Source organism: Pseudomonas sp. PvP009, from assembly GCF_017832995.1.
Taxonomy (GTDB): domain Bacteria; phylum Pseudomonadota; class Gammaproteobacteria; order Pseudomonadales; family Pseudomonadaceae; genus Aquipseudomonas; species Aquipseudomonas syringae.
The window spans coordinates 1,801,666-1,822,349 of sequence record NZ_JAFIBG010000001.1; the positions used below are offsets into that span (position 1 = coordinate 1,801,666).

General features: G+C 59.9%; 16 protein-coding genes. 4 read left to right on the plus strand and 12 right to left on the minus strand.

Annotated elements, in window-relative coordinates; translation table 11 throughout:
* The first annotated feature begins 576 nt into the window (after positions 1-576).
* Positions 577-2,520, plus strand: a complete 1,944-nt coding sequence (locus tag JOE29_RS08010; protein WP_161806292.1) for an autotransporter outer membrane beta-barrel domain-containing protein — start codon at positions 577-579, stop codon at positions 2,518-2,520.
* Positions 2,521-2,584: 64 nt separating this feature from the next.
* On the opposite strand, the gene JOE29_RS08015 is transcribed toward JOE29_RS08010, so the two are convergent.
* From JOE29_RS08015 to acnA, 5 genes are all read right to left on the minus strand, one after another.
* Positions 2,585-3,109 carry a hypothetical protein gene (locus JOE29_RS08015; RefSeq protein WP_044313291.1) on the minus strand — a complete coding sequence of 175 codons (525 nt, stop codon included), beginning with the start codon at positions 3,107-3,109 and terminating at the stop codon, positions 2,585-2,587.
* 426 nt (positions 3,110-3,535) lie between these two features.
* The gene (locus JOE29_RS08020) at positions 3,536-4,201 is read right to left on the minus strand and encodes a hypothetical protein (RefSeq protein WP_210079305.1); all 666 of its coding nucleotides are present in this window, start codon (positions 4,199-4,201) and stop codon (positions 3,536-3,538) included.
* A gap of 320 nt (positions 4,202-4,521) precedes the next feature.
* Positions 4,522-6,087, minus strand: a complete 1,566-nt coding sequence (locus JOE29_RS08025) for a PAS domain-containing methyl-accepting chemotaxis protein (protein WP_003422194.1) — start codon at positions 6,085-6,087, stop codon at positions 4,522-4,524.
* A 91-nt stretch (positions 6,088-6,178) separates the two neighbouring features.
* Positions 6,179-6,976 carry a CPBP family intramembrane glutamic endopeptidase gene (locus tag JOE29_RS08030; RefSeq protein ID WP_024961266.1) on the minus strand — a complete coding sequence of 266 codons (798 nt, stop codon included), beginning with the start codon at positions 6,974-6,976 and terminating at the stop codon, positions 6,179-6,181.
* A gap of 125 nt (positions 6,977-7,101) precedes the next feature.
* Positions 7,102-9,846, minus strand: coding sequence for an aconitate hydratase AcnA (gene acnA, locus JOE29_RS08035; RefSeq protein ID WP_210079314.1), 2,745 nt, complete (start codon positions 9,844-9,846; stop codon positions 7,102-7,104).
* Between the two features lie 192 nt (positions 9,847-10,038).
* Between acnA and rlmM the strand changes: the two genes are divergently transcribed.
* Positions 10,039-11,112, plus strand: coding sequence for a 23S rRNA (cytidine(2498)-2'-O)-methyltransferase RlmM (gene rlmM / locus JOE29_RS08040; protein WP_074997553.1), 1,074 nt, complete (start codon positions 10,039-10,041; stop codon positions 11,110-11,112).
* A gap of 492 nt (positions 11,113-11,604) precedes the next feature.
* Here rlmM and JOE29_RS08045 read toward each other — a convergent pair whose 3' ends face one another.
* The 5 genes from JOE29_RS08045 to JOE29_RS08065 all read right to left on the minus strand — a co-directional run bounded on the left by JOE29_RS08045 (position 11,605) and on the right by JOE29_RS08065 (position 16,870).
* Positions 11,605-13,065: an aldehyde dehydrogenase family protein gene (locus JOE29_RS08045; protein WP_044313286.1), complete on the minus strand. Its 1,461-nt coding sequence runs from the start codon at positions 13,063-13,065 to the stop codon at positions 11,605-11,607.
* Between the two features lie 186 nt (positions 13,066-13,251).
* Positions 13,252-14,109 (minus strand): GNAT family N-acetyltransferase, encoded by an 858-nt coding sequence (locus tag JOE29_RS08050; RefSeq protein WP_210079325.1) that lies wholly within the window; start codon positions 14,107-14,109, stop codon positions 13,252-13,254.
* Positions 14,110-14,147: 38 nt separating this feature from the next.
* Positions 14,148-15,332, minus strand: coding sequence for an FAD-binding oxidoreductase (locus JOE29_RS08055; protein ID WP_024649315.1), 1,185 nt, complete (start codon positions 15,330-15,332; stop codon positions 14,148-14,150).
* Between the two features lie 13 nt (positions 15,333-15,345).
* A complete protein-coding gene (locus tag JOE29_RS08060; protein ID WP_044313284.1) occupies positions 15,346-15,744 on the minus strand; it encodes a RidA family protein in 399 nt (132 codons plus the stop codon).
* On the minus strand, positions 15,734-16,870 hold the full coding sequence (locus JOE29_RS08065) for a DSD1 family PLP-dependent enzyme (RefSeq protein ID WP_058447161.1): 1,137 nt from the start codon (positions 16,868-16,870) through the stop codon (positions 15,734-15,736). Before JOE29_RS08065 ends, JOE29_RS08060 begins: the two co-directional genes overlap by 11 nt.
* Positions 16,871-16,966: 96 nt before the next feature.
* On the opposite strand from JOE29_RS08065, the gene JOE29_RS08070 reads away from it, so the two are divergent.
* Complete coding sequence (locus tag JOE29_RS08070) at positions 16,967-17,851, plus strand: LysR family transcriptional regulator (protein ID WP_003391417.1); 885 nt, start codon at positions 16,967-16,969, stop codon at positions 17,849-17,851.
* A gap of 110 nt (positions 17,852-17,961) precedes the next feature.
* A complete protein-coding gene (gene recR / locus JOE29_RS08075; protein WP_003316874.1) occupies positions 17,962-18,564 on the plus strand; it encodes a recombination mediator RecR in 603 nt (200 codons plus the stop codon).
* A 21-nt stretch (positions 18,565-18,585) separates the two neighbouring features.
* Here recR and JOE29_RS08080 read toward each other — a convergent pair whose 3' ends face one another.
* Positions 18,586-18,909, minus strand: a complete 324-nt coding sequence (locus JOE29_RS08080; protein WP_003316875.1) for an EscU/YscU/HrcU family type III secretion system export apparatus switch protein — start codon at positions 18,907-18,909, stop codon at positions 18,586-18,588.
* Complete coding sequence (locus JOE29_RS08085) at positions 18,909-20,537, minus strand: flagellar hook-length control protein FliK (RefSeq protein WP_016568567.1); 1,629 nt, start codon at positions 20,535-20,537, stop codon at positions 18,909-18,911. The genes JOE29_RS08080 and JOE29_RS08085 overlap by 1 nt, the downstream gene beginning before the upstream one ends.
* Between the last annotated feature and the right edge of the window lie 147 nt (positions 20,538-20,684).

Consider the following 20,684-nt stretch of genomic DNA (forward strand, 5'->3'; position numbering starts at 1 on the left):
TGACGAGCAGGAGTGTCCTGATGTCGTCAGTCGATAACGATAATTCCAGGGGCGCTTGGCCGTCAGAGAGAAGCTCTTGGCTTCATCTGGATTTTTAAGTAATAGGCTTTTTGAACGGCTGTCAATGCTCTGTAGATAAATATTATTATAGATGTAGGCTGGCTGTTCAATCGGATTAGCCTGGTGTTTTGTGGGAAAGGTACTACTAAAGTTTCGGAATTGGACTACTTGTTTGTTATTGGAAATTAATTGTATCCGCTAGCGTCGCAGCCACAATAAAACTCCTATGAATGTTGAGAGTTTCTTATTGTGGCTGAGTGTTTTATTGGGAAGTGTGGGCTTTACAGGGCAGGGCTGGGCGCTATTGCGTACCTCGCGTCGACTCACGTGATGGCCGACTCTCCGCTTAGGGAGATTGTCAGAGACCGGACAGAGTATGTGGATGCGGCCAGCGCATTTGGTAATTACCTTGTATACGGTACTGGATACCTTCATTCCGATGGGGCTGCGATCAAACGTATGTCTTCTTATGGCGGAAGGGTCGAATTAACGGGCAATACCCTGGTCAAGGATGGAATGTTGTCTGACGGTGACGCTCGGGTTTTAGTTAAAGACTCCACCATCCTCAGCGATAGCGCGGTAGCGCTCATCGTGCAGGGCAACTCGAACGTGACACTTGAACACAGTGTCGTTGAGGGAAAAGGGGGCGGCATTACCGTTGTCGAGGACGCCTCGGCCCTGATCAGCAATACACAGGTCAGCTCGCTGCAGGGTGAAGTTGGTAGACACACTGGCTGGGGCGTTGGCATTTTTGGCGCTCGCGCTGATATCACTTCCCGGAGCTACATAAAAGGCTTGTCTCACGGGGTATGGTTCACTCATCCAGGCCTCACAGTGGGTGATGGAACGCAGTTCAATCACGGTCAACTGAGCATCGACAACTCTACCGTCGAAGGGCTGACAGGAGCCGCCATAAGGGTGGAAGGGCGTGAGGGTATAAGCCACCTTGCGGATATTGAGATCAAGAACGACACCCTCCTGCTGTCCGGCAATGGCATGCTTCTTGAGGTTCTGAACCAGAGCACCGCCAACTTCAACGTCGACAACAGCACCCTCAATGGCAACCTTGTCGCCGATGACACCAGCACCCTGAACATCACGCTGCAAAACGGCGCGCAATTGAACGGCGACATCGTCAATGGCAACCGTCTGGCGATTACCTCGGGCAGCCACTGGCAGATGCAGGGCGACAATGCCGTCAGGTCGCTTTCCCTGCAGGCTGGCAGGGTCTCGTTTGCTGGCGAAGGGTTTCATACCCTTTCGCTGAATGAGTTGTCAGGGGCTGGCACGTTCGGCTTGCGCGTGGATCTGGACAACGGCGTCGGAGACCTCATTGACGTCAACGGCCAGGCCAGTGGGCAGTTCGGCTTGCGGGTGCGCAACACGGGGGAGGAGATTGTGTCTGCCGACATGGCACCGCTCAAGGTGGTGCATACCGAAGGTGGCGACGCGCAATTCAGCCTGCTGGGCGGACGGGTCGACCTGGGCGCCTATTCGTATCTGCTGGAGCAGCAGGGCAATGACTGGTTCATCGTCGGTAAAGACAAGGTCATAAGCCCTTCGACCCAGAGCGCGCTTGCCCTTTACAGCGCGGCACCTGCCATTTGGATGAGTGAGCTCTCTACCTTGCGTTCGCGCATGGGTGAGGTTCGTGCAAGCGGCAGGGCGGGCGGCTGGATGCGTGCCTATGGCAACAGGCTGAATGCCACGACCAGTGACGGTGTTGACTACCGGCAGAAACAAAGTGGCCTGTCGCTGGGTGCCGATGCGCCCGTCGAGGTCAGCAACGGCCAACTGGTAGTGGGTGTGCTGGGAGGGTACAGCACGTCCGGTATCGATTTGAGCCGTGGCACTACGGGTAAAGTCGACAGCTACTATGCAGGCGCCTATGCCACCTGGCTGTTGGACGAAGGCTACTACGTTGACGGCGTGCTCAAACTCAACCGCTTTCGCAACAAGGCAGATGTTGCCATGAGCGATGCAAGCAAGGCCAAGGGTGACTACACCAACAACGGGGTAGGGGGATGGGTAGAGTTCGGCCGCCACATAAAACTGGCGGACGATTACTTTCTCGAACCGTTCGCTCAGTTGTCCAGTGTCGTCGTTCAGGGACAGGAACTGCGCCTGGACAATGGCATGAAGGCGAAGAACGACCAGACCCAATCGTTATTGGGCAAGGTCGGCACCTCGCTGGGCCGCAGTGTCGCGCTCAAGGATGGCGGGGTATTGCAGCCTTATGTGCGTGTCGCCGTTGCACAGGAGTTTTCGCGTCGCAACGAGGTGAAAGCCAACGATGTGAAATTCGATAACAGCCTGTTCGGTTCGCGCGGCGAACTGGGAGCCGGGGTATCGGTTTCGCTGTCCGAGCGTCTGAAACTGCACGCAGACTTCGATTACATGAAAGGTCGGCATATCGAGCAACCCTGGGGAGCGAATGTAGGGCTACGCCTGGCATTCTGATTCTTAAGGCCAGTGCCTGAGGAACACCAGAGCCCCCGGTGAATGATCACCGGGGGCTTTTCAGTTAATGATCGGTGAACCTGCGTTTGCGTTGTCTCTGTCGGGAGGTGACAGGCACCGCGTAGTTGACGTTCACCCGTAGCACTGGCGATGTGCCGATCAGTCGATGATCACGATAAAGCTCGTAATACAGATCAACCAGACCGTACTGAATATAGGGCGTAAAAGTGTAGGAAATGCACAGCACACGTATCACGCTGTTTTCGCCTACCCGATGAAAAAGCGTTGTCGATGACAGGTTTTTTCCCCAATAAAAACGGATTTCGTCACCCCAGCACATTTTGACTGACCCTGGGATATGAATGGTAATGCCCGCATGTGCCTGTTCGTGACTGATGGAGTCAGGATCGATGTCAGGCAGCACAGGTGCTTTCAGCGTATCGGAAATATCGGATGGAAGATGGAGGGGGCTCGCGTGTCGGTAGAGGCTCTTGTGGGGCGGGGCTTCTTGAACAGTGCTCGCGCTGTCGGGATTGTTTTGTTTTTTTTGGGTGCGCGCCGCTACATCCGTGGATTGTTCTTTATCCATCGTGAACTCTTTTATTGACATTAAGTTGAGTTGTTATGTACGTGCCGGCAGTTGTCGGCAACGGAAATATTACAAGGCACATAAGTGTTCAGGTCAAGTGTCTGCCGATATCAAAGGTAAGCCAAGGTTGTGCGAGGTTATGCAGTTACATTTGGTATCATGTGCATATTGAGTTATTGCTCGTTAGTGTCGGAGATGCGGTAAATAAAGGGCGTGGCTTGATGTGGGTGTTCTTTCAGGGCTTTTTGTGCGTGAAATACCTGTAGGACGTTAACTACAGATAAGTCTTACAAAAGGTAAAAAAGTAAGTTTTGGCTGAATTCCCACTCCTGCGTAGGAATATTCACTCAACTTTATCATTAGGGTCTCGCACGCGTTAGCGTGCGAGACCCTCAAGGTTATGGGCAGAAATGTAGGCTGCTGTGCTTAAAACTGCATTGACAGGGTCACAGAGTGCGAGAGCAGTGAAACGTTGCCCGCACGGTCGATGACCTGATAATTGATGGTAACGTGTTGGCTGTCCAGACCAAGCAGGAATGCTTTGCTGAAAACGATCTGCATGGGAACGGTGGCAAGGTTTTCAGGCTCCACCACATGAACCGGGCCTTCTCTGTTATTACAGAAGGTCTGGATGCAATCGCCGGCCTGCATGTCGGCGTAGCCGGGTAGCATGCCTTTCAGCGCTTCGCCGAAATTGACCTGATGGAAGATGATAGGCGCAAGCAGTGCTGCGCCTGGAGCGGTGCGGTCGAGAATCAAGGAGGTAGACGGTGAATTCTCTACAGTTTGGTTGATATTGTTCGTGGCCATACAGCGCAAGGTGTATGAACGCTCTTCTCTCAAGTACTTTTTGTCCACCTCCAAGTGAACTACTTCGCCAGGCTTGTTATCGTGAGTCAGGGTTTTTCGTTCCCCCACCAAATGACCGTCCAGGTTCAGTTGGATGTCATAGCCCGGACGCATCTCGCTCCAAAGAACAACCTCAACGCTCACCGGCCGGTTCAGGCTGTCAACTGGCATCATTCCATCAATAGGGCTGGCTGCTGGAACACGTGGTGCGGAAAATTTATAGTACTGGGTGAAATCTTTCATTTTTTCTCTCCAATTAAAAAGCCAAACGCCACATGACGTAGCTCTAAAGTTTTTACTCGGGTGATAGTCGGCGTAAGGGGTAATAGATAACTACCGCATCACCTGAATTTCAACTAATCTGAGTAAGCGTTCACTGTCAATAGACAAAAATCATGCATGGCTGCTACTGAAGATTTTAAAGAAATATCCTACACAGTCTTCAGATGGCTTTTAAGATTTCGTCAGATCTGAATAGAGTGTTAACAGTGCATACTACTAATGCTCATAAAAAAGCCCCGACCAACCGAAGTTTGTCGAGGCTTGGCATACAGTCTCAGGCCTTAGCGATTAAACCGCTCTACCAGTGAATACTGTGAGTTGGCCGTGTCGGTCAGTTCGCCACTTAATACCGCAGAGCGACGCGCTTCGTCAGAGGTCTGGTCTGCCAGGCTGGCGATGGTGGCGATGTTGCGATTGATTTCCTCGGCCACGGCACTTTGCTCTTCCGTGGCGGTGGCGATTTGCGTGGTCATGTCGGTGATATTGGCGACAGCCTCACTGATGCCCACCAGCGCCTGATCGGCCTCCAGTACCCGGGCAACGCCTTCTTCGGCCTGACGGCGACCGGTGTCCATGGTGTGTACCGCGTCGGTTGCGGTCTGCTGCAGTTTGGCGATGAGGCCATGAATCTGCCCGGTGGACTCGGCGGTGCGTTGCGCCAGCTGGCGCACTTCATCTGCCACGACGGCAAAGCCGCGACCCATCTCACCGGCGCGCGCTGCTTCGATCGCGGCGTTAAGGGCCAGAAGGTTGGTCTGGTCGGCGATGCCTTTGATCACATCGACCACGCCGCCGATTTCATCGCTGTCCTTGGCCAAGCGGGTCACGGTCAGGCCGGTTTCGCCCACCGAGGTGGACAGGCGCTGAATGGCTTCGCGGGTTTCACCGGCGATATCGCGCCCGCGACGCGTCAGTTCGTTGGCCTGCTGGGTGGCGTCAGCGGCACGGTTTACGTGGCTGGCGACTTCCTGAGTGGTGGCGGCCATCTGGTTGATGGCGGCGGCAACCTGCTCGGTTTCCACACGCTGACGTTCCAGCCCGATCGAACTGGCATTGGCCAGCGAGTTGGACTGACGAGCCTGACTGTTCAGGTGTTCGGCCGTGTCCTGCAAACGCGTCAGGCAGGTTTTCATGCGCGCTTCCTGGCTGAGGATCGACATTTCCAGGCGCGCTTGCGGGCCGCGGCTGTCGGTGTACATCTGCGCGATCAACGGGTCGGAAGTGGTCTGCTCGGCCAGGCGCAACAAGCGTTTGGTGCCACGCTGCTGCCAGGAAAGACCCAGCAGGCCCAGTGGTACCGACAGTGCCGCAGCCAGGGCAAACCCCCAATGTGAATTGAGCCACACGCCGATCAGGAAGCTCAGTTGGCTGACCAGAATGAACGGCAGCCAGTCCTGAAGTACCGGCAGCCACTTGTCGCGGTTTGGTACGGCGCTCTTGCCCTTGTTGAGGCGGGTGTAAAGCGCCTCGGCACGGCGGATCTGTTCGGCGGTCGGCTTGATACGTACCGACTCGAAACCCACCACCTGGCGGTTTTCCAGCACCGGCGTCACGTAGGCATTGACCCAATAATGGTCGCCGTTCTTGCAGCGGTTCTTGACGATGCCCATCCACGGCTGCCCGGACTTGAGCGTGGTCCACATGTGCTCGAATACAGCAGGCGGTACATCCGGATGACGCACCGTGTTGTGCGCCGCACCCACCAACTCAGCCTCGCTGTAACCACTGATGTCGACGAAGGCATCGTTGCAATAGGTGATGGTGCCGCGTGTGTCGGTGGTGGAAATCAGTCGTTGTTCGGCAGGAAATGTCCGCTCATGTTGAGTGACGGGCTGGTTGTTGCGCATGGGATTTCGATCCTTCGATCCGGAAGACTATGGCGTGGTTATCGGCGGGCACGTCGATAAATTGAGCGGCGTGCGACAAGTGACCGTAGAGTCAGCCCTGGCGGGCCAGCATGGGGTAGGTGAACAGCCCGAAATGCACGAGGTTCAGGCCCAGATGGCTGATGACGGCGGCCTGCAGCCCGCCGAAACGAAATGCGATGCCGTACCCCAGGCCCGCCATGCTCGCCAATGCTACCCACTGCGGGCCGGCACCTGCGTGCGCAAGTCCGAACAGGCCGGCAGCGAGGGTGATCGATAATGCCGTCGCATACCTTGAGCCCTTGAACAGGCGCATCAGGCTGCCTTGCAGATAAGCGCGGAAAAACAGCTCTTCGGTCAGGGTCACCAGCAACAGATTGTTGAGCAGCCATATCAGGCCTTGGTCAGGCCATTTCGGTGTCCAGCCGACGACGTTCAACATGACCGCAGCGGTCATGCAGAACGCCGACGTCACAATCAGCGCCAGAAGCCCGGTTTGCAGTGAATGGGCGACGTCAACCTTAGGCAGAATCCAGGGGCAGGCCAGTATCAGCCAGAAGCCGATCAGCGGCTTGTCCAGACTCAGGTCCATGGAGAACAGCGCGGCATCGGCACTGAATCGCGTTGCTTCGATGACGTTGGCGTTATTGAAGCCAGGCGCCAGGTGAAAGGCCAGCGCCAGACCGGTCACGATGAACAATCCGTGGCCACACAGGCGAATGGAGGAATAAGAGGATCGCGCCACGCAAAACCAGGCAATGAACAACGCGCCAAAGCTCAGCGCTGCCGAAGGGGCAAGGTTGCCGTGGAACAACGCCAGCGCGTAGCCGCTGCTCAGGAGGCAGAAAGTCAGCCAGTGCCTTGTGGTCATGAGTAAGTCCTGCCTTGAGAGCGGGGAATTCTATCCGGCGTTCAGCAGGGCAGGGGCGAGATTATAGAAATTTTCATGCAAGGGGCCTGACCCTGAAACTGGGTGCAGGCCCTATTCAGGGGGTATCAGGACGCGATCAGCTGGCGCAGCACGTAATGCAGAATGCCGCCTGACTTGAAGTATTCCACTTCGTTAAGCGTATCGATGCGGCACAGCACGTCGACGGTTTCCTTGCTGCCGTCCTCGCGTTCTATATGCAGGGTCAGGCTCATGCCCGGCTGCACGTCTGCGTTGGTCAGCCCGGTGATCTTCAGTGTCTCCTTGCCGGTCAGGCCGAGGGTCTTGCGCGTCTGGCCGTTCTTGAACTGCAATGGCAACACGCCCATGCCCACCAGGTTCGAGCGGTGAATCCGTTCAAAGCTTTCGGCGATGACAGCCTTGACGCCCAGCAGGTTGGTACCTTTGGCAGCCCAGTCACGGCTTGAGCCCGTGCCGTATTCCAGGCCGGCAATGATCACCAGCGGCGTGCCTTCTGCCTGATAGCGCATGGCTGCGTCGTAGATCGCCAGCTTCTCGCCGGAGGGCACATACACCGTGTTGCCACCTTCTTCGCCATCGAGCATTTCGTTGCGAATGCGGATATTGGCAAACGTCCCGCGCATCATCACTTCATGGTTGCCACGGCGCGAGCCGTAAGAGTTGAAGTCCTGATACTTGACGCCTTTTTCCTGAAGGTAGCGCCCGGCAGGACTGTCGGCCTTGATATTACCGGCGGGTGAGATGTGGTCGGTGGTTACCGAGTCGCCCAGCAGGGCCAGGATGCGCGCGTTTTCCACGTCTTCGATAACCGGCAGCGGACCGTCGATGCCGTCGAAGAACGGCGGGTGCTGAATATAGGTGGAATCGTCCTGCCAGACGTAGGTGGCAGCCTGCGGCACCTCGATGGCTTGCCATTGTTCGTCGCCGGCAAAGACTTCGGCGTATTCCTTATGGAACATGCCGGTGTTGACGCTGGCCACGGCGTCGGCGATTTCCTGCTGACTCGGCCAGATATCACGCAGATAAACCGGCTTGCCGTCTGCACCTTCGCCCAGCGGCTCGCTGCTGATGTCGATGCGCACCGAGCCTGCCAGCGCATAGGCAACTACCAGGGGGGGCGATGCCAGCCAGTTGGTCTTGACCAGCGGATGGACGCGGCCCTCGAAATTGCGGTTGCCCGACAGCACCGACGCAACGGTCAGGTCGGACTGCTGAATGGCTTTCTCGATAGGCTCCAGCAGCGGACCGGAGTTGCCAATGCAGGTGGTGCAGCCGTAACCGACCAGATCGAAGCCCAGGGCGTCGAGGTATTGGGTCAGACCCGCTGCGTTGTAATAATCGGTCACCACTTTGGAACCGGGAGCCAGCGAGCTTTTCACCCACGGCTTGCGTTTCAGGCCTTTCTCGACGGCTTTTTTCGCGACCAGCCCGGCTGCCATCATGACGCTGGGGTTGGAGGTATTGGTGCAGGACGTGATCGCTGCGATCACCACGGCGCCGTCTTTCAGGTGATAAGTCTGGCCGTCGTATTCATATTGGGTTTCGCCACTGACCTGAGCCTCGTTGCCAACCGCGACACCGCCGCCGCCTTCGCTTTCCAGCCGACCTTCATCGACCTTGGCAGGCTTGACCTGCAGACCGAGGAAATCGCTGAACGCCTTGGAGACATTCGGCAGTGCTACACGATCCTGAGGGCGCTTGGGGCCGGCAAGGCTGGCTTCGATCGTGCTCATGTCCAGTTCCAGGCTGTCGGTGAACGCCGGTTCCTGACCCGCCAGACGCCATAGACCCTGAGCCTTGCAATACGCTTCGACCAGCTTGACGGTTTCGTCGGGGCGACCTGACAGACGCAGGTAGTCCAGCGTCACGTCATCGACCGGGAAGAAGCCGCAGGTCGCGCCATATTCGGGCGCCATGTTGGCAATGGTCGCGCGGTCGGCCAGCGGCAGATCGGCCAGGCCGTCGCCGTAGAACTCGACAAACTTGCCGACCACACCTTTCTTGCGCAGCATCTGGGTGACGGTTAGCACCAGGTCGGTGGCGGTGATGCCTTCCTTCAGTTTGCCGGTCAGCTGGAAACCGATCACTTCCGGGATCAGCATCGACACCGGCTGGCCGAGCATCGCCGCTTCGGCTTCGATACCGCCCACGCCCCAGCCCAGCACGCCCAGGCCGTTGATCATCGTGGTGTGCGAGTCGGTACCGACCAGGGTGTCCGGGAACGCGTAAGTGCGACCGTCTTCTTCCTTGGTCCATACCGTGCGGCCCAGGTATTCGAGGTTCACCTGATGGCAAATGCCGGTGCCGGGTGGCACCACGCTGAAATTATCGAAAGCGCTCTGGCCCCAGCGCAGGAACGCGTAGCGCTCGCCGTTGCGCTGCATCTCGATATCGACGTTCTCGCCGAAGGCTTCGGCGTTGCCAAACTTGTCGACCATCACCGAGTGGTCGATCACCAGGTCCACCGGGGAAAGGGGGTTGATTCGCTGCGGATCGCCGCCGGCCTTCGCCACGGCCGCACGCATGGCGGCCAGATCGACCACCGCCGGTACGCCGGTGAAGTCCTGCATCAGGACGCGGGCAGGGCGGTATTGAATTTCCCGGTCCGAACGACGCTCGGTCAACCAGTCGGCGAGGGCCTTGAGGTCGTTGCCGGTTACCGTCTTGTTGTCTTCCCAGCGCAGCAGGTTTTCCAGCAGCACCTTGAGTGACATGGGCAGCTTGTCCAGATCGCCCAGTGATCGGGCGGCTTCCGGCAGGCTGAAGTAGTGGTAGGTCTTGTTATCGATTTCGAGGGTTTTAAGGCTCTTCAGGCTATCGAGGGAGGGCATGAATGTCTCCTTTGAGGAATGATCTCCGAACATCGGTTTACGGGCTCCATGTGCATCAGGTCGGGAGCGCCGCATCAGGCTTCAAGTTCTGTGGACTGTTCGGCCGCACCAGTGGTTCCTGGATTGGGCTATCATGCGCGGCTTTCAAGTCTGCGGGGTTACGCCCGAGTGCCCACTGCCCAGGAGTAACCCATGAATACACTGTTTATGCACTGCCGACCCGGTTTTGAGGGCGAAGTCTGCTCGGAAATAGCCGATCACGCCGCGCGCCTGGACGTGGCCGGGTATGCCAAGGCCCGTCCCGACACGGCCTGCGCCGAATTCATCTGCACCGAGGCGGATGGCGCCGAACGGTTGATGAACGGTCAGCGCTTCGACAAGCTGATCTTTCCCCGGCAGTGGGCGCGGGGTCTGTTTCTCGAGTTGCCGGAAACCGATCGCATCAGCGTGATTCTCGCGCAGCTGGCGGCGTTTCCTACCTGCGGCAGTCTGTGGCTGGAGGTCGTGGATACCAACGACGGCAAGGAACTGTCGAATTTCTGCAAGAAGTTCGAAGCGCCGCTGCGCAAGGCCCTGACTCAGGCAGGCAAACTGGTGGATGACCCGCGCAAGCCGCGTCTGCTGCTGACCTTCAAGAGTGGTCGCGAGGTGTTTCTCGGTCTGGCCGATGCGGACAACTCCGCCATGTGGCCCATGGGCATCCCGCGCCTCAAGTTTCCCCGCGAAGCGCCAAGCCGTTCGACCTTGAAGCTTGAAGAGGCCTGGCACCACTTCATTCCCAGAGACCAGTGGGACGAGCGCCTTTCCGGCGACATGACCGGCGTGGACCTGGGTGCCGCGCCGGGCGGCTGGACGTATCAACTGGTGCGCCGCGGCATGCTGGTGACCGCCATCGATAACGGGCCGATGGCGGAAAGCCTGATGGACACCGGGCTGGTGCAGCATCTGATGGCGGACGGTTTTACCTACAAGCCTCGGCAGCCCGTGGACTGGATGGTCTGCGACATCGTCGAAAAGCCTGCGCGCAATGCGGCGCTGCTGGAGACCTGGCTGGGTGAAGGACTGTGCCGCGAAGCGGTGGTCAACCTCAAGTTGCCGATGAAACAGCGCTACGCTGAAGTACGCCGACTGCTCGACCGCATCGAAGAGGGCTTTCAGGCGCGAGGGGTACGGGTGTCCATCGGCTGCAAACAGCTCTACCACGACCGCGAAGAAGTCACCTGCCACCTGCGCAGGATGGACGTGGCCAAAGCGGCGAGAAAGTGATTTCTTACTCTCGTTTCGCACGCTCCAGTGATTATCGTGCCAATGCTCCGCGTCACAAATCGTCGATGCGAAACAATGTTATGCCTTACACGCAGTCGCTGCCACCGCAGTGCTTTTCAACCGCGATGGCACTGACGACGCAGAGTGCGACGTTAGTGACGGCTGAGTCCTGGCGCTGATCCGGGGGTAGCCTGGCAGGACGCCAGGCTAGCCGCACCGCGCCATGGATGGCGCGTTGCGGCGACCCCCGGATCAGTGACAGGGCGAAGGAACCCGACGAAGTCGGGCCGGAAACAGGAGCGAAGGACTTTGCTCACTTTGGTCCCTCAAAGTGAGTCGCCGAGGGGCGAAAACGTGACCTGAGTTGAACCTCAATCCACCTGATATCGCAGAACCGCTGTGTGACGCGGAGCGTCACGAAAGGCATTACCACGCGGAGCATGGGAACGATAGTCAACTACATTCCAAATTAGCGCGTAGCACAAACCCCACTCAGCCAAACCCCACAATAGCCTTGGTCTCCAGATACTCTTCGAACCCCTGCACGCCGTACTCGCGACCGTTGCCCGAGCGCTTGTAGCCGCCAAACGGGGCCATCGGGTTCCAGGCGGGGTAGTTCAGGTGCACCTGCCCGGCACGAATGCGCGAAGCCACCGCGCGTGCCTGCTCGAGGTCCTGCCCCTGGACATGCGCACCCAGGCCATAGACCGTATCGTTGGCAATTGCGATAGCCTCCTCGACCGTATCGTAGGCAATCAGGCACAGCACCGGGCCGAAAATCTCTTCCTGGGCGATACGCATCGACGAGTCCACCTCGGAAAACACCGTTGGCCGGGTATAGAAGCCTCGCTCATGGCCCTGCACCCGTCCCGGCCCGCCGCACACCAGCTTCGCGCCTTCGCTCAGCCCTGCATCGATCATCGCCTGGACACGGTGAAACTGCGCCTCGTTGGCGATCGGGCCCAATACCGTCCCCTCCAACTGTGGATCGCCCACAACAATGGCTGCGGCCGTTTCGGCAGCCAGAGCCTCGACTTCCGCCAGTCGGCTTCTGGGCACGATCATTCGCGTCGGCGCGCTGCACGACTGACCCACATTGCGGAACGCGGCCATCACCCCGGGCGGCACGGCTTTGGCGAAGTCGGCGTCGGGCAGCAGGATATTCGGTGATTTGCCGCCCAGTTCCTGAGTCACTCGTTTAACCGTCGGCGCGGCGGCTTGCGCCACCAATGCGCCTGCCCGGTTGGAGCCGGTGATCGAGATCATGTCGATATCAGGGTGGGCCGCCATCGCGCCGCCGACCTCGGGGCCGCTGCCATTGACCAGGTTGAACACGCCGGGCGGCAGACCGGCGTCATGCACCAGTTGCGCGAACAGCAGGGCGCTCAGGGGCGACAGTTCGCTGGGCTTGAGCACCACCGTGCAGCCGGCCGCGATGGCCGGGGCGACTTTGGCGGTGATTTGATACAGCGGCCAGTTCCACGGTGTGATCAGCCCACACACACCAATGGGCTCGCGGTCGATCGCCGTGCTGCCTTCGACGGTATGGAAGCGGTAGCTCGCCAGCAGGTCACGTGCGACACGCACGTGTTCTGCGGCCAGCGGCACCTGCATGGCTCGCGCCGAACTGATGGATGCGCCCATCTCCAGCGAGATCGCCTGCGCCAGTTGTTCCTTGCGCTCGATAATGAGCTCGTAGATTCGGCCGATGACCTGTGCCCGGGCGTGTGGCGAGGTGCCGGACCAGCTGGCAAAGGCTGCCCGCGCTGCCGCAACCGCACGGTCGACATCGGCGGCCGTGCCACTGGCGACATGCGCCACCACCTCTTCGGTCGCAGGGTTGATCACCGCGATACTGACCGGGTCGAGCGGGGCGGACCAACCACCATCAATATAGAGTTTCAGCGCGGTGTCCGGATCAACGTGATGGCTGTTCAAGGACTGTGAGGTCATCCAGCGGGCTCCCTGGAGCAATAGTGGTCAAGGCCAGGCCCTTTACGGTCAGGCCGTTCGATACCCATAAGCTAACAAAGCAGTCTGGATAAAAAGCGCCGATCTGCCGGGTTGCAAAGAATAATCTGCTGTATGCAACCCGCTAACATGGCGGACCTGTTTCGGCCGTTTACCCGCGCTGGTGACTCAGCCGATCGCCTGAGTCACCAGCGCGAATTGCTGCACATCCGGGTTGTAGGCGGGCGGCGTCCCGAGCACCATGCGCGGTGCCCTGTCGACACACGGCAGACCCAGGCTTTCGAGCCACGGCGCCAGCCCGCAGTCAGCCAGAATGTCGAAGCGCACGAACAGACCGGGTATCTGTTGCAACAGGTGTTCAATCAATCGTTTTGCCTGATCGACATCACGGGCAACCACCGGACCGATGATATGACCGCGCCCGAAACGGCGCAGCAGGGCGATGCCTTGCAACTGGCCTGCGTGTTCAATGCCGACCGCCTGTTCTGCATCGTGCAACAGATCAGTCAACACGGCAGTGCGATCCAGGCCGCTGCCCGCGTTGGCCAGGCGGATCAGTTCTGCGTGGTCGGTCGCGCCCAGCGTACGAATCGGCAGGTCGTCTTTCGGTGCCGCCAGCCCTGACAGGTCGGCAACGCCCTGATGCTGCTGGATACGCGCGAAGTCAACGAAACCCAGGCTCTGGTAAAGCGGCGCGCCCAGTTCCGTAGCGTTGAGGATCGGCGTGCGCGGTGCCGTCGCGTCGAGACACAGCTTCATCAAGCGGCGACCGATGCCTTTGCCCTGATGATCATCGCGGACGATCACCAGCCCGATCGAGGACCAGTCGCCCTGATGGCAGGTAAACGCCACGCCAACCAGTTGGCCACCGTGCTCGGCGACAAAACCCTCGGAAGTACGTTGCACCATCGCCCAGTCCTGTTCGCGGTGTGGCCACTTGAGGCTCACTGAAAGGGCATGGGCTGCCGGGATATCCGCCGCAGTCACCGGGCGATACTGGTAGTGAGCGTCTGAGGTTGCAGGCATGGCGCCTCCGTTGCGATGAAGTGGGTGAGTGGTTGGGCTCATACCAGCTTTCCAGTACTCATCAGGCTGGACATGAGCGGCATTTCGATGGCGGTCGGATCGGTGAAGCGGCGAATATCGAACGGGCTGATCAACGTGCGCGTGCTGCCGGTGCTGATCAGCTCGGCCATGACGTCACCGACGCCGGGACCAAGCTGAAAACCATGGCCGCAGAAGCCAAACGCGTAGAACAGGCCGTCGACTTTGCCGCTGCGGCCCATGATCGGCAGCGAGTCAGGTGTGTAACTCTCGATGCCGCTCCAGACGCGGATGATGTTCAGCTTTTCTGCGCCCGGTAGCAGGCGTTTCATCTGTTTCATCTGGTTGATCAGGCTCTCCGGCTTGAAGTAGGCGCGGCGGTTGAGCATGTCCGGTTTATTGCGATTGCCGCCTCCGATGATGATGTTGCCGCGCGGGATCTGCCGGAAATAGATCACTTCTTCCTTGATCTTGGTAAACACCCCGATCACCGTCGGCAGTGCGTAAGGTACCGGTTCTGTCACCGACATCTGCGGTCCGTTGGGCTCAAGAGGGACAGACTCGCCGAACTGCTCGGCGAGCCTGGCACCCCAGGCACCGGCAGTGATGAGCAACTGTTCGGCGACGAATAGCTGTCCATCGGCGGTGGTGACTTGAAACTCGCCGCCGACCTTCTGTACCTCGGTCACTTCAGTGCGTTCTTCGATTCTTGCCCCCGCACGAATCGCCGCGCGGGCGAACGCGGGGGCTGCCAGCCTTGGGTTGGCGTGCCCGTCATGGGGCGCATAGGAACCGCCTTTGACTTGCGCACCGAGAAACGGAAAACGGTCGTGCAGCGCCTTGCCGGAAAGGATCTGCAAGTCCAGCTCGCGGGCTTGCGGGGCGGCGGCATAGGCCTCCAGTTCGGCGATTTCGTCTTCGCGATAGCACACGCGCATATGCCCGCTGGGAATGAATTCCAGGTCTTCGCCGATCAGCTCCGGCAGGCGCTTCCACAGTGCCCAGGAGCGATTGGACAGTTCCAGCTGGCCGAGAAACCGTCCCTGACGGCGCACGTTGCCGAAATTCACGCCGCTGGCGTATTGGCCGATCTGGTCGCGCTCCAGCAGGGTGACCGAACGGCCGTGCTGGCGCAGAAAAAACGCGGAGGACGCGCCCATGAAGCCGCCGCCGATAATCAGGACATCGCTTTTTTGTGGGGTCATGAAGGGCTCCCGCTCATGTGGATTGGCTACAACGCGCCAGCGCTTCGATCTCGATCAGGTAGCCGTGGTGCAATTCCGGAACCGGCACCACCGCGCGCGCAGGGCGATGTTCGCCCAGATAGCCAGCGTAGAGGCGGTCGAAGGCAGGCCAATGCTGGACGCCGGCGATATAAACGGTCACTTTCAGCAGGTCATCCGTATTGCATCCCGCCGCGCCAAGGATGGCCAGCAGATTGTCCAGCGCGACCGCAGCCTGGACCTCGAACGGCTCGCCGACGCTGTGACTGCCATCGGCGCGCACCGGCAGTTGTCCGGAAACATGCAGCGTGCCTTGATGCAGCATCGCCTGCGAATAATGCCCACCGGGTGCTGCGGCCAGGGACGTACTGATCGGTTTCATCTCACCAGCCATGCAGGCGACTCCAGGTATGGATTGCGCCTTCGCTGTCGCAGGCGTGGTAGTCCGGGAATTGCGCGCCGGTGGCACAGGCGTGGTTGGGCAGAATGCGCAGTCGGCTGCCGATGGGAAAACGCTCGCTGATGTCGGCCTCGCTGCCCGCAGCAAGCGTGATGATGCCGTGCTCCTGATTGGCACCGGTGACCCGTGCACCGTCGATCCATTCACCGCTTTCGCTGCACACCTGGCCGTAGCCGAAATCCTCACGCTGGCGCTGCGTGCCGCGATCGCGGCTCATGGCCATCCAGCCTGCGTCAACGATGATCCAGCCCTTGTCCTGCTGATGGCCGATGACCGTGGTCAGCACGCTCAGGGCCAACTCATCTGCCTGGCATACGCCAATGTTGTGCATCACCAGATCGAAGAACACATACACCCCGGCGCGAACTTCTGTCACGCCGTGCAGGCTCTGCGCCGACAGTGCCGTCGGGGTCGAACCGATGCTGACGTCCGCACAGGGCAGTCCTGCCTGACGAATCCGCTCGGCGGCGCTGACGCAGAGCCTGCGTTCCTGTTCGGCGAGGGCTTGCAGTGCTGCGGGTGTGTCGAGGTCATAACTGGACCCGGCATGGGTCATTACCCCACGCAGTTGCATGCCACCGTCGACCAGCGTGCTCGCGACCTCGACGAGCGAGGGGTCGTCGACGGTCAGGCCGGAGCGATGACCGTCGCAATCGATTTCTATCCAGACGTCGAAACGTTCGTCATGCGCCTGGCCGAAGGCGACAATTGCCCGGGCAGCGGTCACGCTGTCGGTGAGGATGCTCAGGCGGCAGCCCTTGCGCCGCAGTCTGAGTGACTGCTCCAGCTTGCCGGGTGCAATGGCGACGGCATAGAACACATCGTCGATGCCCTCGGCAAAGCAATGCTCGGCCTCTTTCAGCGTCGACACTGTGACGCCGCTGGCGCCTGCTGCAATCTGCGCCTGTATGACCGGCAGGCATTTGCTGGTCTTGACGTGCGGGCGCAAACGCACGTCAAGCTCGTTCATGCGTTGTTGCATACGCTGGATATTGTGCTGCATGCGCGACACATCGAGCAGCGCGACAGGCGTATCGAGAGAGGACAGGGAGGCTGACATGGAAAGCGCTCGTGTGGCTGGGTACGGGAGCCACTCTACGCAGCGATGATGAAGCTGTGGTTCAATGCGTGATCATCAATCATTAAGCTGAAGTGAATGATCGCTATCGAAGACCTGCGTCTGGCCGTGACCCTGTCGCGCTGCGAATCGCTCAGTGCTGCCGCCAGAATCCTCAACGTCTCGCCGCCGGCGTTGTCGATGCGCTTGCGCAAACTGGAGACGCAACTGGGCATCACCCTGGCCAGTCGCGACGCCAGACGCCTGAGTCTGACCGCTGATGGCGAGCGTTTCGCCCGCGAAAGCGCACAGTTGCTGGAGCAACTGGAGGCACTCCCGGAGTCTTTCAGGCAGCGTGATGAACGGCTGGTGGGCACATTGCGTCTGGCAGCGCCGTTCGGTTATGGACGCCAGCGCATTGCGCCGCTGCTGGCGCGCTTCGCCAGGCTGCATCCGCAGTTGTGTCTGCAGCTGGACCTGCGCGAAACACCCTGGCCGGACCGTCACGACAGCGATGCGGTGATACACATCGGTAGCCTCAATGACAGCCAGTGGATCGCCAGGCCATTGGCACAGAATCATCGCTGGCTGTGCGCGAGCCCGGCGTATATCGAGCAGCATGGTGTGCCCTCGACGCCCGATCAACTGGCTGGCCATCGCTGCATCTGCATTCGCGAAAACGATGAAGACGTCACCCTCTGGCACCTGAGCAAGGGCCAGACGAAAAAGACCCTGCGCATCGAGCCCGCGCTGCTCAGCAACGACGGCTCGGTCGCCCGGCGTTGGGCCGAACAGGGGCTGGGCATCGTGTTGCGTTCGCAGTGGGACGTCAGCGACGCCATTGCCAGCGGCAGGCTGGTGCGGGTGCTTGCCGATTGGCAACTGGCCAGTGCGCCTATCAACCTGCTGGTGCCTGTACGAAAGCATCGCAGCGCACGGGTACAGGCGTTGACCGAGTTTCTCGAGACAGCCCTGAAAGCCTGATTCGGCAAAGCACCGGCACGCTGTTGGTCGCTGTGTTGAACACCTTAATTGACGCTCACGGCAACGCGCGGGTATAAACCGCGTCTTGTGTTTTTGTCGGATTTTTCTCCATGAGCTTCAGCCCCCTGATTCGCCAGTTGATCGATGCCTTCCGCGTGCTGCCGGGCGTCGGTCAGAAAACCGCTCAGCGCATGGCGTTGCAGTTGCTGGAGCGCGACCGCAGCGGCGGTTCGCGGCTGGCGCAGGCATTGGGGCAGGCGATGGATGGCGTGGGTCACTGCCGCTCGTGCCGCACGCTGACCGAAGAGGAACTCTGCCCGCAATGCGCAGACCCGCGTCGTGATGACACGCTGCTGTGCGTGGTCGAAGGCCCGACGGATGTCTATGCGGTGGAGCAGACCGGCTATCGCGGTCGTTACTTCGTGCTCAAGGGGCACCTGTCGCCGCTCGACGGCCTGGGACCGGAGGCCATTGGCATTCCGCAATTGATGGAACGCGTCAGCCAGCAGGGCACCTTCACCGAGGTGATCCTCGCGACCAATCCAACGGTGGAAGGCGAAGCGACCGCGCATTACATCGCCCAGTTGCTGCATGACAAGGGCCTGGTCGCATCGCGCATTGCCCACGGCGTTCCTCTGGGTGGCGAGCTGGACCTGGTCGACGGCGGCACGCTGGCGCATTCGTTTGCAGGGCGCAAGCCGATTGCAATGTGATACCGGCCAGCGCTTCTGCAGTCAGTAGCGCGGCGTAATATCGCGCTCGACAGGTGGCGCGTTCGGGTCCTGACCAGCCGGAAACTTGCCTTTCAGGTGCCAGGCGAACGCGATGATTTCGGCAATCGTGCGGTACAGCGGCTCGGGAATACTGTCGCCCAATTCCATGCGGGCCAACAGCTTGACCAGTTCAGCGTTCTCATAGATGGGCACTTCGTATTCGCGGGCAATGGCCAGAATCGCCTCGGCCAACTGGTCGTCGCCCTTGGCGCTGAGCGTCGGGGCATGCTGGCCGTCATAGCTGAGGGCAATCGCCTGGCGCGGAGTGTGTTCGGGTAGGCTCATCAGGCGTTCTCGTCGATCCAGCGTTGTTCGAGCGCGGTACGCGGACCGCTTGGTGGTGCGCCGTGGCTGCAGGCCAGTTCGCCCACTGCCAGGCCGCAGGCTATCAGCCGTTCGCGCAGATACCCCAGCTCATGTTCGATCAATGCCGCGCTGTCGGGGCGCTCGGCCCACAGCTGGCTGGACAGCGTGCCGCGCAGTAACTGCGCATGCACCTGCAAGGGGCCCAACGGCTCGAGATCGAACGCCAGGTCGACTTTCCAGAGCTTTTCCCGGGTGTCCTTGATCTCGATACCATCACGGTCTTCGGCCGCGTCCTGATCGGGCGTGTCTTCACGCTGCACCTTGACCTGCAAGGGCACGATGTCGTGGGCGTTGCGCATCGGCACTTCCAGCTGCCAGGTGGTCACCTGTGTGCCGTCGGCGTTGGTGCGCGTTTGTTCCAGCCCGCCCAGTTGATGGCTTTGCAGGCGTGAGACAGCAGCCGCAGCGAGCTTGAGGAGGATTTCCAGATCATCCTCCTTCTCGCCACCGCTGACCGTGCGCGACGGCAGCGGAAAAATGCTTGGCTGAGTGCGTGCCGCGACCAGGCCGAGGGTACCCAGCGCATTGCGGATTGCATTGGGCATCGTGCGCGCCAGGGTGTTGGACGCCGCCGCTGCGCCGTAAGACATATTGTCCGGCAGGCCGGGCAGGATCTGGGCGATCAGACGCATCAGGTTGGCCTTCATGTCCGGTAGCTGCTGCGCCGGGTTCAATCCGGCCAGCAGTCTGGCTTCCAGAAACACGCCACTGGCGTTCAGCGCCTGGGCCACGCCCTTAGGGGTGGTCATCTGCTCGACGTCGGGCAGGTCGGCGAGCAACTGATTGATACTGGCCTGCAGCGGCGCGCTGATGGCCGGGCTGGTACTGGTCGGGCTGCCGGACTGCAGGTTTTGCAGGGCATTGATCAGGGTGTCCAGCGAGCCTTGACGATTTTGCTGTGCGGACAGTTGCTGCGCCACGGCCAGTTGGTCGAAACGACCGGGCAGGGCCACGAAGTTGAGTGCCTGATTGCCTTGTACCTGAGCGCTCAAGAGGCTGCCAACCGTCAGCGGCTGCGGGCTCTCGATGGTCAGACTGGAACCCGCCAGCGCCGTGTTGAGCAGCATCACGATGGAGCGGTAGATGGGCGTCGCCGCAGCCGGGTTCTGGGCGGCCAGTTGATTGACTGCCTGAGCGATCACCTGGCTGGTCATGACTTTGCCTTGCAGCAGCGTGCCGACCGGTAATTGTTGGGTATCGATGCTGGTCATCGAGTTTTTCAGCGCGCCGTTGAGCTGCTGCAGCGTCAAGGTCAGCTCGTTGGCCGACGCCTGCGCCACTTGCAGCAGGCTGCCGGGCGTGAACGGGACGCTGCTGGTGACCGGTAAATTGGTCAGGCTGCCGTTGGCGAGCACCAGCCGCAACAGCAGCTGGAAGTTCTGGTTGACCTGCTTGAGGGTCAGCACTTCGGCGTTAGCGGTTTCGCCTTCGGGGATCAGATTTTCCGCTGATTGCAGCATGGTCAGCACTTGCGCGGGGGAGATGCCGGCGCGCAACAGTGTCAGGGTGGCGTTTGTTGCCGGAACGCTGGTGATGTCGCCTGTCATTGAACTATCAACCCGAGGAAATTGCCCCTTTGATAACAGGACTCGCATGTATAATACCGGCCGAAACCGGACCAGCCGCCATTAACTTCTCTTCATGTAACGGCCGTATCAATCCCGACTTGAACCGCGTTTTACTCCGTATGTCTC

Excerpts from the sequence above, each read along its gene's own strand:
- JOE29_RS08010 (WP_161806292.1), top strand. The coding sequence starts at position 577 with ATGTTGTCTGACGGTGACGCTCGGGTTTTAGTTAAAGACTCCACCATC.
- JOE29_RS08015 (WP_044313291.1), bottom strand. The coding sequence starts at position 3,109 with ATGGATAAAGAACAATCCACGGATGTAGCGGCGCGCACCCAAAAAAAA.
- JOE29_RS08020 (WP_210079305.1), bottom strand. The coding sequence starts at position 4,201 with ATGAAAGATTTCACCCAGTACTATAAATTTTCCGCACCACGTGTTCCA.
- JOE29_RS08025 (WP_003422194.1), bottom strand. The coding sequence starts at position 6,087 with ATGCGCAACAACCAGCCCGTCACTCAACATGAGCGGACATTTCCTGCC.
- JOE29_RS08030 (WP_024961266.1), bottom strand. The coding sequence starts at position 6,976 with ATGACCACAAGGCACTGGCTGACTTTCTGCCTCCTGAGCAGCGGCTAC.
- acnA (WP_210079314.1), bottom strand. The coding sequence starts at position 9,846 with ATGCCCTCCCTCGATAGCCTGAAGAGCCTTAAAACCCTCGAAATCGAT.
- rlmM (WP_074997553.1), top strand. The coding sequence starts at position 10,039 with ATGAATACACTGTTTATGCACTGCCGACCCGGTTTTGAGGGCGAAGTC.
- JOE29_RS08045 (WP_044313286.1), bottom strand. The coding sequence starts at position 13,065 with ATGACCTCACAGTCCTTGAACAGCCATCACGTTGATCCGGACACCGCG.
- JOE29_RS08050 (WP_210079325.1), bottom strand. The coding sequence starts at position 14,109 with ATGCCTGCAACCTCAGACGCTCACTACCAGTATCGCCCGGTGACTGCG.
- JOE29_RS08055 (WP_024649315.1), bottom strand. The coding sequence starts at position 15,332 with ATGACCCCACAAAAAAGCGATGTCCTGATTATCGGCGGCGGCTTCATG.
- JOE29_RS08060 (WP_044313284.1), bottom strand. The coding sequence starts at position 15,744 with ATGGCTGGTGAGATGAAACCGATCAGTACGTCCCTGGCCGCAGCACCC.
- JOE29_RS08065 (WP_058447161.1), bottom strand. The coding sequence starts at position 16,870 with ATGTCAGCCTCCCTGTCCTCTCTCGATACGCCTGTCGCGCTGCTCGAT.
- JOE29_RS08070 (WP_003391417.1), top strand. The coding sequence starts at position 16,967 with ATGATCGCTATCGAAGACCTGCGTCTGGCCGTGACCCTGTCGCGCTGC.
- recR (WP_003316874.1), top strand. The coding sequence starts at position 17,962 with ATGAGCTTCAGCCCCCTGATTCGCCAGTTGATCGATGCCTTCCGCGTG.
- JOE29_RS08080 (WP_003316875.1), bottom strand. The coding sequence starts at position 18,909 with ATGAGCCTACCCGAACACACTCCGCGCCAGGCGATTGCCCTCAGCTAT.
- JOE29_RS08085 (WP_016568567.1), bottom strand. The coding sequence starts at position 20,537 with ATGACAGGCGACATCACCAGCGTTCCGGCAACAAACGCCACCCTGACA.